General features: G+C 73.3%; 9 protein-coding genes. 4 read left to right on the forward strand and 5 right to left on the reverse strand.

Features of this window, described 5'->3' with window-relative positions:
- Positions 1–44: 44 nt before the first annotated feature.
- The 5 genes from OHA91_RS10100 to OHA91_RS10120 form a co-directional block, all read right to left on the reverse strand.
- Complete coding sequence (locus tag OHA91_RS10100) at positions 45–953, reverse strand: ABC transporter permease (RefSeq protein WP_031150999.1); 909 nt, start codon at positions 951–953, stop codon at positions 45–47.
- Entirely contained in the window at positions 950–1,786 is an 837-nt protein-coding gene (locus tag OHA91_RS10105; RefSeq protein ID WP_031150997.1) for an ABC transporter ATP-binding protein, read from the reverse strand. The genes OHA91_RS10100 and OHA91_RS10105 overlap by 4 nt, the downstream gene beginning before the upstream one ends.
- Positions 1,787–1,794: 8 nt before the next feature.
- Entirely contained in the window at positions 1,795–2,838 is a 1,044-nt protein-coding gene (locus OHA91_RS10110; RefSeq protein ID WP_031150995.1) for an ABC transporter substrate-binding protein, read from the reverse strand.
- A 43-nt stretch (positions 2,839–2,881) separates the two neighbouring features.
- A complete protein-coding gene (gene ssuE / locus OHA91_RS10115; RefSeq protein ID WP_051893168.1) occupies positions 2,882–3,502 on the reverse strand; it encodes an NADPH-dependent FMN reductase in 621 nt (206 codons plus the stop codon).
- A gap of 83 nt (positions 3,503–3,585) precedes the next feature.
- On the reverse strand, positions 3,586–4,539 hold the full coding sequence (locus OHA91_RS10120; protein WP_031150991.1) for a TauD/TfdA dioxygenase family protein: 954 nt from the start codon (positions 4,537–4,539) through the stop codon (positions 3,586–3,588).
- Positions 4,540–5,538: 999 nt separating this feature from the next.
- Here OHA91_RS10120 and OHA91_RS10125 point away from each other — a divergent pair.
- The 4 genes from OHA91_RS10125 to meaB are packed head-to-tail and all read left to right on the forward strand — an operon-like array spanning position 5,539 to position 11,806.
- Complete coding sequence (locus OHA91_RS10125) at positions 5,539–6,780, forward strand: ROK family protein (protein WP_328741113.1); 1,242 nt, start codon at positions 5,539–5,541, stop codon at positions 6,778–6,780.
- Entirely contained in the window at positions 6,764–8,629 is a 1,866-nt protein-coding gene (gene mutA, locus OHA91_RS10130) for a methylmalonyl-CoA mutase small subunit (protein ID WP_266492513.1), read from the forward strand. Before OHA91_RS10125 ends, mutA begins: the two co-directional genes overlap by 17 nt.
- The gene (scpA, locus tag OHA91_RS10135; protein WP_031150985.1) at positions 8,626–10,812 is read left to right on the forward strand and encodes a methylmalonyl-CoA mutase; all 2,187 of its coding nucleotides are present in this window, start codon (positions 8,626–8,628) and stop codon (positions 10,810–10,812) included. Before mutA ends, scpA begins: the two co-directional genes overlap by 4 nt.
- A 10-nt stretch (positions 10,813–10,822) precedes the next feature.
- The gene (gene meaB, locus OHA91_RS10140; RefSeq protein WP_031150983.1) at positions 10,823–11,806 is read left to right on the forward strand and encodes a methylmalonyl Co-A mutase-associated GTPase MeaB; all 984 of its coding nucleotides are present in this window, start codon (positions 10,823–10,825) and stop codon (positions 11,804–11,806) included.
- Positions 11,807–11,828 lie beyond the last annotated feature (22 nt).

Consider the following 11,828-nt stretch of genomic DNA (forward strand, 5'->3'; position numbering starts at 1 on the left):
GCCCGGGCGGCGGTGCGTGTCCGTCCGGGCGGGCCGGGTGGGCGTCAGGAGGGGACGCGCCAGGTGCTCAGGCGGCGTTCGATCGTGACCAGGAGCTGGTTGAAGGCCACGCCGATGGCGGAGATGGTGACGATGCCCGCGTACATCTGCGGGATCGCGAAGTTGAACTGGGAGGCGTTGATCAGGTAGCCCAGGCCCGCCTTCGCGCCGATCATCTCGGCGGCGACGAGGACGAGGATGGAGATGGCGCCGGCGAGCCGGACGCCGGTGAAGACGGCCGGTACGGACGCCGGGAGGATCACCTTCTGGAAGAGCCTCGGGGTGGACAGGTCCATGGAGCGGGCCAGCCGGACGAGGGTGGGGTCGGCGTTCCCGACGGCACTGATGGTGTTCAGCAGGATCGGCCAGACGCAGGCGTAGACGACGATGGACACCTTCGAGGTCTCGCCGATGCCGAGCAGGAGCACGAAGACCGGCAGCAGGGCCAGCGCGGCGGTGTTGCGGAACACCTCCAGCAGCGGGCCGAGCAGGGCGGCGACCGGCCGGTACCAGCCGATGAGCAGCCCCAGCGGGACGGCCACGACGACGGCGATGGCGAAGCCGCCGAAAGAGCGGACCAGGCTGGCCCAGGTGTGCTCGCCGAGCTGGCCGTTGAGCAGGAGCTCCCACCAGGCGGCGGCCACCTCGCTGACCGGGGGCAGGAAGGTGGGGTCGGCCAGGCCCAGCCGGGGTGCGACCTCCCACACGGCGAGCAGGGCGAGGATCGCGGCCGACCGCAGGGCGACGGCGCGCAGCCGGCGTCCGAACGCTCTGAGGGGCTGCCGGGCCGGGCGTTCCGCGTGCCCGGTATCGGGCGCCGGCCGCGGCGGGGGCGCGGATTCCCGTACCTCCTCGGCGGGGGCCGGGGCGGCGGGCAGCACGGCGGGGGCAGCGGTGTCGGTTCCGGTGGTCATACGGAGGCCTCCTCCTTCTCCAGTTGCTGGGCGCGGGCCACCTCGTCGTGGAGGAGGGTCCAGATCTCGTGGCGGTAGCGGGCGAACTCCGGGCTGGAGCGCAGTTCCTCGCCCTGGGGGCCGATGGCGGTGCCCGTCCCCGTGCCGATTCCGGTTCCGGTTCCGGGGCGCTCGCCGAAGGCGACGGGGACGATCTCCTTGATCCGGCCCGGCCGGGAGGTCATGACGGCCACCTTCTGGCCGAGGTAGACGGCCTCCTCGATGCCGTGCGTGATGAAGACGACGGTCTTGCCGGTGCGCTGCCAGATGCGGCGCAGCTCGTCCTGGAGGGACTCGCGGGTCTGGGCGTCGAGGGCGGCGAACGGCTCGTCCATCAGGAGCACGTCCGGGTCGTACGCCAGCGAGCGGGCGATGGCCACGCGCTGGCGCATGCCGCCGGAGAGCTGGTGCGGGTGCCGGTCCTCGAAGCCGGTCAGGCCGACGAGGTCGAGGAACTCCCGGGCGCGGGCCTTGCGTTCGCGGCGCGGGACGCCGGTGGCCTCCAGGCCGAACTCGACGTTGCCGAGCGCCGTGCGCCACGGCAGCAGCGCGTACTGCTGGAAGACGATGCCCCGGTCGAGGCCCGGCCCGGTGACCGGCTTGCCGTCGAGCAGGATCCGGCCGGCCGTCGGGGTGGACAGTCCGCCGAGGAGGTCCAGGAGGGTGGACTTGCCGCAGCCGCTGGGGCCTACGACCACGAGGAACTCGCCGCTCTGGATCTCCAGGTCGATGCCGTCGAGGGCAGTGAAGTCCCCGAAGGTCTTGCGGACGCCCTCGAACACGATCTTCGCCATGGCCGTCGTCACCCCTTCCCGTTTCCGTTGAACTCGTTGGTGTAGAGGTCGGTGGCCTTCAGCTGGCCCTCCTTGACGTCGCCGCGCTCGGCGAGCCAGTCCAGCCAGACCTGGAACTCCTTGTCGGATATCCGGCCGCCGGCCTCCGCGACGCCGTAGGAGCGCCAGTACTTGAGGGTGGCGGTGTCCTCGTTGCGGCCGCGCTTGGTGACGATCTCCGTCATCCGGGCGATGACCTGCTCGTGCGGGGTGGTGCGGGACCACTCGATGGCCTTGCCCACTCCGGTGACGAAGGTCCGGACGGTGTCGGGGTTCTCCTTGATGAAGCGCTTCGTCATCACGTAGCTGCCCGCGCTGAACGGGCCGAGCAGCTCGAAGTCGGTGAAGAGCGGGCGGATCCCGCCGGCGGCGAGGGCCTTGTCGCGCAGCACCCCGCCGAGCACGGCGACATCGATCTGCTTCTGCCGCAGGACCTGTTCGGTGTTGACCGGCGGGACCACCAGGGATTCGACCTTGGCCGAGTCCGTCTTCGACACCCCGTTGCGCTTCAGGTAGATCTCCAGCATGGCCTGGGCGTGTGCGCCCAGGGTGTTCATGCCGACCTTCTTGCCGATCAGGTCGCGGGCGGTCCGGATGGGGCTGTCCTCAAGGACGTAGTAGCCGCTGTAGGAGTGCTGGTCGGAGCCGTAGTAGGAGATGACGGAGGTGATCGGGGCCTTGCTGGCGGCCAGTTTGACCACGGCGCCGTTGAAGGCGCCGCCGAAGTGGATCTGGCCGGTGGCGGCGGACTGGATGTCCTGCGGGCCGCTGATGGTGTTGCCGATCCACTCCAGCTTGACGTCGCCGAGGTAGCCGAGGTCGGCGGCGAGTTCGGGGAGCGTGACGGCTCCCACGCTGCCCTGGTACTTGAGGGTGGTGACCTGGCCGGCGGAACCGGAGCCGGATCCGCCGCCGGCGGTGGCCGTGCCGCAGCTCACCGCGGCCGCCGAGATGCCGAGCAGGGTCAGGAACTGGCGCCGGGAGGTGGTGGTCGAGGTGAGTGCTGCGGGCATGGCGGATCCTTGTCGGTGCGGTTCTTGAGGGGCGGGGACGGGCTTACGGGGCGGCGGTGGCGGTGAGCGCGTCGGTGGCGGTCAGCACGGTGGCGGGGGTCAGTGGAGTGGCGGCGGTCGGCGGGGTGCCGGTGGTGCGCAGGGCGTCCGCGAACTCGTCGACGGCCTGGAGGAGGTCGAGCTCCGCCTCGGGCCGCAGCCGGTCGGGGCCGGAGCCGCGCTCGACGGTGGAGTCCAGGACGAACCGGCCGGCGGTGACGTGCCGGGCGCCGAGGGCGGCGAGCACGGGGCGCAGCGCGTAGTCGATGGTCAGGACGTGGGCGAGGCTGCCGCCGGTGGCGAGCGGCAGAACCGTTTTGCCGGCGAGGCCGTCCTGCGGGAGCAGGTCGAGGAAGGCCTTGAGCAGGCCGGTGTAGGAGGCCTTGTAGACCGGGGTCGCGATGATCAGGCCGTCGGCCTCGGCGACGGCTTCGAGGGCGCGGCGGATCTCGGGCTCGCCGCGGCGGGCGGCGAGCAGGTCCGCGGCGGGGAGCTCGCGCACGGCGAGGCGGGCGGTCGCGAAGCCGGGGTGGGAACGGGTCAGGTGGCGCAGGGCGTGGTCGGCGACGACGTCGGTGCGGGAGTGGGCGGAGGGGCTGCCGGTGAGGGCGAGCAGCTTGGGCACGGTGGCTCCTTGGGCGGCGTACGGTCTCTGCTGGCTCGGGCTTCTGCCGGATCGGGCTTCGGCCGGATCAGGCTTCTGCCGGATCAGGCGGCGGGGGCGTCGGAGGTGGAGGCGCCCGAGGCGATGCCGAAGGCCGGGTCCGGGACGTTCTCCGGGCTGAGCAGGCGGGACGGGACTCCGTCGGGGCCGACCGGGACGTCGCCGTCGACGGTGACCCGGCGCAGGGTGCGCTCGTGGTCGTCGGAGTCGTCCACGCCGTAGTGCTGGGTGGCGCGGTTGTCCCAGATCGCGACGTCGCCGGGCTGCCACTGCCGGCGGACGGTGTTCTCGGGGCTCTCGATGTGGGCCTGGAACAGGTCGAGCAGGGCGCGGGAGTCGCGGCCGGTGAGGCCCTGGATCCGCTGGACGAAGTTGCCGAGCAGCAGGGTGCGTTCGCCGGTCTCGGGGTGGACGCGGACCACCGGGTGCTCGGTGAGGAACTTGGTGGAGGTGAACACCTCGCGGTACTGGGCCAGGGCCTCGGGGAGGGCGTCGGGCCGCAGGGCGGCGTAGTCGTACTCGTTGGAGTGGACCGCGCGCAGGCCGTCGGCGAGGACGCGGAGCGGCTCGGGGAGGTTGCTGTAGGCGGTGGCCGTGTTGGCCCAGAGGGTGTCGCCGCCGTACGGGGGGATGGTCACGGCGCGGAGGATGGAGAAGGCGGGGTAGGCGGGGACGAAGGTGACGTCGGTGTGCCACTGATTGGCGCGGGCGCCGTGGTGGGAGTCGATGCCGAGGGCGTACCGGCCGTCTGCGGAGGGGACGGTGGGGTGCGCGACCGGCGCGCCGAGCAGCTCGGCGAAGGCTTCGTGGGAGGCCTCGTCGAGGTGTTCCTGGCCGCGGAAGAAGACGACCTTGTGGGCGAGGAGGGCGGCGCGGATGCCGGCGACGTCGGCCTCGGGCAGGTCGCCGCCGAGCCGGACGCCGCCGATCTCGGCGCCGATGCGGCCGCCGATCTTGGTGACGGTGAGGGTGGTGTCGGTGCGGGTGGCAGTGGCCATGGTGACTCCTGGGTGCGGCTGCGGTGGTTATTTCCGCAGCGGAAGAAATGGAGGTGCGAAGGGTCGGACGAGCCGTTGCGCTGCGCTGAGCTGTGCGGATACGACTTCGGGTCGGGTATGGGCTGCGCCGCGGGACGTCGGACCGAGGTCGCGGAGGGTCCCCGGTCCGGCGAACCGGTGGTCCGCGGGTCGCCGCCCCGGGCCGGACCGCCGACCGGCCGTCGGGACCCGCAGACCACCGGGCTGGTGGCCCGGTCGACCGTGGACGGCCGGACCGGTGAGCCGACGACCTGCGGACCACCGGCCTGACGGCTCGACCGGCCTGTGGGCCGACGAACCCGGGCCGCCTGCTTGCGGACCACCCGCCATGGGTCAGGCGGAGCGGCCCGGCGGTGAACCGGTGGCCGGACCGGCCGGGGGCCTGCGGTCCTCAGGCCTGCGGTCCGCCGGACCGGTGGCCTGCGGGCCGGACCCGGCCGGACCGGCTCGCGCGGACCGCGGGCCGTCGGCCCGGGCGGGCCGCCAGTGGCGGGATCCGCGCCGTGCACGGGTGCCAGGGGCAGTGGGGTCAGGGGCGACAGGGGGCCGGACAGCGGCCCGGACACTGGCCCGGCGCGGTGCAGGGGCCGGGGGTGCGGAGCCGCGGGGCGAGGAGTTCGTTCGCGGACATGTCCCGGAGCGTGTCAGCGCCTCAGACCCGGGTCAACCCCCGTCCGCGGCCACCGGGCGCGCCCTTCACCGGCCCTCGGGTCCGCCCCGTACACCCCCTGCGACCTGCCCTTTCCCCCGCACTCCGGCCCGCTGCCCACCCCACCCCGACGGCCGAAAACCGTGGCCGGATTTCACGGTGCCGCAATGCGGCCGCCACGCGTTCGCCGGGATCCGCCCCCGGGCCGGGCTCCCGGCGGGCGCGGCATCGTCTCCCCGGCCGGGCACCCCGCGGGGGAACCTGCATCATCGGGGGGACACACCCCGCCCCGAGGAGACCGCGTGACGCGTATGGCCGGTGACAGCCGGACGGCCGCCAATGCCGCCACCGTGCTGCGGACGGTGCTGGACCACGGCCCGGTCGCGCGCAGCGCGATCGCCCCGCTCTGCGGGCTGAGCCCCGCCGCCGTGTCCCGGCAGGCCACCGGACTGCTCCGGGGCGGGCTGCTGCGCGAGCTGCCCGGGCCCGGCGGCGGGGTGGGCCGGCCGCGGATCCCCCTGGACCTGCACACCGGGGCCGTCGGCGGGCCGGTCGCCGCCGGACTGCACATCGGCGTGCCCGCCTCGACCTTCAGCCTCGTCGACCTGCGGGGCCGGCTGCTGGCCCGGCGGGCCTTCCCCCACGAGGGCCGGGACCCGGCCGGGCTCTCCGGCGAGATCACCGTCGAACTGGGCCGCTTCCTCGCCGCGTTCGACTCGGGGCGGCCGCTGCTCGGGGTCGGTGCGGCCCTGGGCGGCTGGGTCAGGCCCGACGAGGGCGTAGTCGTGCGCCACCCCGTGCTGCGGTGGCGGCACAAGCCGCTCGCCGCCGAGCTGTCCGGCGCCCTCGGGCTGCCGGTGTGGATCGACAACCACGCCCGGGCCGTCGCGCGGGCGGAGATCCTCTTCGGCCGGCCCGAGGCCCGCCGGAGCCTGGTGCACCTGTTCATCGGCAACGTCGTCGACGCCGCCTTCGGGATCGAGGGCGCCGTACACCAGGGCCCCGGCTCCGCCGCCGGCGACGTGGCCCACCTGCCGGTGCCCGGGGCGACCGTGCCGTGCGCGTGCGGGCGTACCGGCTGCCTGCAGGCGACGGCCTCCGACACGGCGCTCGGCGCCGAGGCGGTGCGCCGCGGCATCGTGCCGGACCCCTCCGTCCCGCTGCTGGTGGACGCGGCGGCGACCGGGGACCCGCGCGCCGACCGGCTGCTGCGCGAGCGCGCCCGCGCGGTGGGCCGCGCGGCATCCCTTCTGTTGGATGTCTTCAATCCGGCGATCATGGTCGTGACCGAGCTGGCGAGCGTCCTGCACGAGGGTTATCTGGAGGAGCTGCGGGCCGCCGCGCTGGAGCTCTCGCACGTCTGCGACGACCCCGAACGGATCGTGGTCCCGCACGCGGGTCCGGCCGTGCTCCCGGAGGCCGCCGCAACCGTGCTGCTCAGCCGGGTGTTCCAGGACCCTCTCGGTACGGTCCGAGAGGGGGAGATCACACCCGTCGGTATGGTGCCACCTGAGCGCGCTCCCCTACATTCGAGCCATGACGGTCCTGCCTGACGACGGGCTCTCCCTGGCCGCCGAGTTCCCTGACGCGACGCATGAGCAGTGGCAGCGCCTTGTAGAAGGCGTACTGCGCAAGTCGGGCAAGGAAGTCTCCGGCGAGGCCGCAGAAGATGCGCTGTCCACCCGACTCGAGGACGGGCTCACCACCCGCCCGCTGTACACCGCGCCGTCCGACGGGACGGTGCCCGACACCGGTTTTCCCGGCTTCGCGCCCTTCGTCCGCGGAGGCAGGCCGGAAGGCACCACCGCGAACGGCTGGGACGTGCGCCAGCGCCTCGCCGGCACCGACCCGCAGCGCCTGAACGAGGCGGCCCTCGCCGACCTGGAGAACGGGGTCACCTCCCTCTGGCTCACCGTGGGCAGCGGCGGCATCCCGGTCGACGGTCTCGCCCGGGCCCTGGACGGGGTCTACCTGGACCTCGCCCCGATCGCCCTGGACGCCGGCGCTGAATACGCCGCGGCCGCCCGTGCCCTGCTGGACCTGTACGCCGAGCGCTCGGTGGCTCCGGAGGCTGTGCGGGCCTCCCTGGGCGCCGACCCGCTGGGCCACGAGGCGCGGACCGGCGAGGCGCTGGACCAGGCCGCCGCGGTCGAGCTGGCCCGGGAGGCCGCCGCCGGCCTGCCGGGGGTGCGCGCCCTGACCGCGGACGCCCTGCCGTACCACGAGGCCGGCGGCAGCGCGGCCGAGGAGCTCGGGCTCTCGCTGGCCACCGGAGTCGCCTACCTGCGCGCCCTCTCCGCAGGTGGGCTCGGCGTCGAAGCCGCGCTCGGCCAGATCGAGTTCCGGTACGCCGCGACCGCGGACCAGTTCCTCACCATCGCCAAGTTCCGCGCCGCCCGCCGGCTGTGGGCCCGGATCGCCGAGGCCTCGGGGGCCCCGGAGGCTGGCGCCCAGCGGCAGCACGCCGTCACCTCGCCGGTGATGATGACCCGCCGCGACCCCTGGGTGAACATGCTGCGCACCACCGTGGCCTGCATGGCCGCGGGCGTCGGCGGCGCCGACTCGGTCACCGTGCTCCCCTTCGACAACGAGCTGGGCCTGCCGGACGCGTTCGCGCGCCGCATCGCCCGCAACACCTCCACGATCCTGCTGGAGGAGTCGCACCTGGCCCGGGTGATCGACCCGGCCGGCGGCTCGTACTACGTCGAGCGCCTCACCGACGAACTCGCCCACGCCGCCTGGGAGTTCTTCCGGACGGTGGAGAAGGCCGGCGGCATGGCCGACGCCCTGCGCTCCGGCCTGGTCGCCGAACGGCTCGCCGCCACCTGGGCGGAGCGTTCCAAGAAGCTGGCCAAGCGCCGCGAACCGATCACCGGCGTCAGCGAGTTCCCGCTGCTCTCGGAGAAGCCGGTCGTACGCGAGCCCGCGCCCGCGGCTCCCACGGGCGGACTGCCGCGCGTGCGGCGCGACGAGGCGTACGAGGCCCTGCGCGCCCGCAGCGACGCGCACCTGGCGGCCACGGGCGCCCGGCCGAGGATCTTCCTGGCCGCGCTGGGCCCGGCGGCCGCGCACACCGCGCGCGCCACCTTCGCCTCGAACCTGTTCCAGGCGGGCGGTGTCACACCCGTGCACGACCCGGTGTCGGTGGACCCGGAGACGGCGGCCGCGGCCTACGCCGCGAGCGGCGCCGACGGCATGGCCGTGCTCTGCTCCAGCGACGCCCTGTACGAGGAGCAGGCCGCGGCGGTGGCCGCGGCGCTGCGCGCCGCGGGAGCCACGACGGTCTTCCTCGCCGGGCGGCCGGGCACCGCAGAGGCTTCCGTGGACGAGTACGTCTTCGCCGGCTGTGACGCCGTCGCCGTGCTGTCCTCCGTACTCGACCGGATGGGAGTGCCCGCATGAGCATCCCCGATTTCTCCGAGCTGGCGCTCGGTCCCACCGCCGCCGCCGGGGTCTCGGAGGAGCAGTGGCGCTCCTCGGTGAAGGAGTCCACCGGCACCGCGGCCGCCGACCTGCTGTGGGAGACGCCCGAGGGCATCGGCGTCAAGCCGCTCTACACCGGGCGGGACGTGGAGGGCCTGGACTTCCTGCGGACGTACCCGGGCGTGGCCCCGTACCTGCGCGGCCCGTACCCGACGATGTACGTCAACCAGCCCTGGACGATCCGGCAGTACGCCGGCTTCTCCACGGCCGAGGAGTCGAACGCCTTCTACCGGCGCAACCTGGCGGCCGGCCAGAAGGGCCTGTCGGTGGCCTTCGACCTGCCGACGCACCGCGGCTACGACAGCGACCACCCGCGCGTGACCGGCGACGTCGGCATGGCGGGCGTGGCGATCGACTCGATCTACGACATGCGGCAGCTGTTCGACGGGATCCCGCTGGACAAGATGTCGGTGTCGATGACGATGAACGGCGCGGTGCTGCCCGTCCTCGCGCTGTACATCGTGGCGGCGGAGGAGCAGGGCGTCTCCCCCGACAAGCTGGCCGGGACCATCCAGAACGACATCCTCAAGGAGTTCATGGTCCGCAACACCTACATCTACCCGCCCAAGCCCTCGATGCGGATCATCTCCGACATCTTCGCCTTCACCTCGCAGAAGATGCCGCGGTACAACTCGATCTCCATCTCCGGCTACCACATCCAGGAGGCCGGTGCCACGGCCGACCTGGAGCTGGCGTACACCCTCGCGGACGGTGTGGAGTACCTGCGGGCCGGGCAGGCGGTGGGGCTGGACGTGGACGCGTTCGCGCCGCGCCTGTCGTTCTTCTGGGCGATCGGCATGAACTTCTTCATGGAGGTCGCGAAGCTGCGTGCGGCGCGCCTGCTGTGGGCACGCCTGGTCAAGCAGTTCGACCCGAAGAACGCCAAGTCGCTTTCGCTGCGCACGCATTCGCAGACCTCGGGCTGGTCGCTGACCGCGCAGGACGTCTTCAACAACGTGACGCGCACCTGTATCGAGGCGATGGCGGCGACCCAGGGCCACACCCAGTCGCTGCACACCAACGCCCTCGACGAGGCGCTCGCGCTGCCGACGGACTTCTCGGCGCGCATCGCCCGCAACACCCAGCTCCTGCTGCAGCAGGAGTCGGGGACCTGCCGGTCGATCGACCCGTGGGGCGGCAGCGCCTACGTCGAGAAGCTGACGTACGACCTGGCGCGGCGGGCCTGGCAGCACATCGAGGAGGTCGAGGCGGCGGGCGGCATGGCGCAGGCCATCGACGCGGGCATCCCGAAGCTGCGCGTGGAAGAGGCCGCGGCCCGTACGCAGGCCCGCATCGACTCGGGCCGCCAGCCGGTGATCGGCGTCAACAAGTACCGCGTGGAGAGCGACGAGGCGATCGAGGTCCTGAAGGTCGACAACTCCTCGGTGCGCAGCCAGCAGATCGCCAAGCTGCGGCGGCTGCGCGAGGAGCGCGACGAGGCGGTCACGCAGGACACGCTGCGGGCGCTGACGAACGCGGCGGAGCGCGGTGACGGCAACCTGCTGGCCCTGGCGGTGGACGCGGCGCGCGCGAAGGCGACCGTGGGTGAGATCTCGGACGCACTGGAGAAGGTGTACGGACGGCACGCGAGCCAGATCCGTACGATCGCGGGCGTGTACCGAAACGAAGCAGGAGAGTCGCCGTCCGTCGAGCGCACCCGTGCGCTGGTGGACCGGTTCGAGGAGGCGGAGGGACGTCGTCCGCGCATCCTGGTCGCCAAGATGGGCCAGGACGGGCACGACCGCGGTCAGAAGGTGATCGCGACCGCCTTCGCCGACCTGGGCTTCGACGTGGACGTCGGCCCGCTGTTCCAGACCCCGGCGGAGGTGGCCCGTCAGGCCGTCGAGGCGGACGTCCACGTGGTGGGCGTGTCGTCGCTGGCGGCCGGCCACCTGACCCTCGTACCGGCGCTGCGCGAGCAGCTGGCGGAGGAGGGCCGCGAGGACATCATGATCGTCGTGGGTGGGGTGATCCCGCCGGCCGATGTCCCGACGCTGCTGGAGATGGGCGCCACCGCGGTGTTCCCGCCCGGAACGGTCATCCCGGACGCGGCCCACGACCTGGTGACGCGGCTGGCCGCGGACCTGGGCCACGAGCTGTAGGCGGGCGCCGGTGCCGAAGATCGACATCGAGGCGTACGCGAAGGGGGTGCTCGACGGGAAGCGCGCGTTCATCGCGCGTGCGATCACCCTCGTCGAGTCCACCCTGCCCGCTCACCGGGCGCTCGCCCAGGCCCTGTTGACGGAGCTGCTGCCGCACTCGGGCCGGGCCCGCCGGATCGGCATCAGCGGTGTGCCGGGGGTGGGGAAATCGACCTTCATCGACGCCTTCGGCACGATGCTGACGGGGCTCGGCCACCGGGTGGCGGTGCTCGCGGTGGACCCGTCCTCGACGCGTACGGGCGGCTCCATCCTGGGTGACAAGACCCGGATGGAGCGGCTGTCGGTGGACCCGGCGGCGTTCGTGCGGCCGTCGCCGTCGGCGGGCACGCTGGGCGGGGTCGCCAAGGCCACCCGCGAGTCGATGATCGTGATGGAGGCGGCGGGCTACGACGTGGTCCTCGTCGAGACGGTCGGCGTGGGCCAGTCGGAGACCACGGTGGCGGGGATGGTCGACTCCTTCCTCCTGCTGTCCCTGGCCCGTACGGGCGACCAGTTGCAGGGCATCAAGAAGGGCGTCCTGGAGCTGGCGGACGTCCTGGCGGTGAACAAGGCGGACGGCCCGCACGAGCGGGACGCGAAGGCCGCCGCCCGGGAACTGTCGGGCGCGCTGCGGCTGATGCACCCGGTGGACGCGGCCTGGACACCGCCGGTCCTGACGTGCAGCGCCCGGGAGTCGACGGGCCTGGACGAGGTGTGGAACCGCCTGGAGCAGCACCGGACCCTGCTGGACGCGGGCGGTCGGCTGGCGGCGAAGCGGGCGGCGCAGCAGGTGGAGTGGACCTGGTCGATGGTCCGCGACGAACTGCTGGAACGGCTCCGTGCGAGCCCGGCCGTACGGGAGCTCGCGCCGGACCTGGAGGCCGCGGTCCGGGCGGGCTCGCTCACCCCGACCTCGGCGGCGGACCGGATCCTGTCGGCGTTCGGCAACCCGTGAACTGACGGCGGACGACCGTGCG

Origin of the sequence: Streptomyces erythrochromogenes, assembly GCF_036170895.1 — a bacterium.
Classification (GTDB): domain Bacteria; phylum Actinomycetota; class Actinomycetes; order Streptomycetales; family Streptomycetaceae; genus Streptomyces; species Streptomyces erythrochromogenes.